1 protein-coding gene is annotated in these 240 nt (G+C 61.7%); it reads right to left on the minus strand.

Features of this window, described 5'->3' with window-relative positions:
* Positions 1 to 240: IS66 family transposase (locus tag RM530_RS18520; RefSeq protein ID WP_311366744.1), on the minus strand; the 240-nt coding region annotated here is incomplete at both ends.

Genomic DNA, 240 nt, shown 5'->3' on the forward strand with positions numbered 1-240 from the left:
TCCTGTCCGTAGATCGGCCACAGATAGGCCTGGCGCAGCTTGCCTTGTTTCTCCCGGCCGGCCTTGATCGGGGTTTCGTCCATCGCCAGCACCCGACTTTGTAAAAGGTGCCGGTGCTGGGCTTCGACGATCGGCCGGAGCAAATCGATGGCACGCTGCGTCCATTGCGTCAGACTGCTGCGGCTGACTTGAATCCCGGCGTCGGCCAGACGTTGATGCTGGCGATACAAGGGCAGGTGA

The sequence above is a fragment of the Banduia mediterranea genome, from assembly GCF_031846245.1.
GTDB classification, from domain to species: domain Bacteria; phylum Pseudomonadota; class Gammaproteobacteria; order Nevskiales; family Nevskiaceae; genus Banduia; species Banduia mediterranea.